Here is a 514-nt window from a genome sequence, read left to right as displayed (position 1 = left end):
TGCGTTGGGTGTGGAGTTGTCGGGCGCGCTCAACGGGTTGAGTGCGTCGTTGAACGCGGCGCTGAATGGCAGCTTGAACTTGGGGGCGAACCTGAGCGGGTTGATCCAGACCGGTGAGACCCTGGCGGCCAACTTCGGGGCCGGGCTCAACAACCTGGCGGCCAGCCTCAGCACCAACCTCACCGCCGGCCTGAATGCCTTGTTGTCGGGCAGCCTGACCTTGCCGGGCCTGCCGCCGTTCACCTTCCCGGGCCTGCCGTCGATCACGCTGTCCCTGGGTGCGCTCGGCGGCGAGCTCAACGCGTTGCTGAGTGCGTTGTTGTCGGGCAGCATCACATTGCCGGGCCTCCCGCCGTTTACGTTCCCTGGCCTGCCCTCGCTGACGCTGTCCCTGGGTGCGCTTAGCGCCGAGATCAACGGGGCTCTTCAGACCGGTGAGACGTTGGCGGCGAACTTCCTGGCGTCGTTGCCGGGTCTGCCGGCGCTGACGATTCCGAACCTGGGTGCGTTGGGT

At 66.7% G+C, this 514-nt stretch carries 1 pseudogene; it reads left to right on the top strand.

Annotated elements, in window-relative coordinates:
• Window positions 1–514 (top strand): annotated as a pseudogene (locus AC5Y2S_RS28935) (hypothetical protein); the annotation flags it as partial.

This window comes from Mycobacterium sp. NGS69 (genome assembly GCF_059812165.1).
The sequence above is the reverse complement of the archived record's forward strand: the minus strand, read 5'-3'. Positions and strand labels throughout refer to the sequence as shown.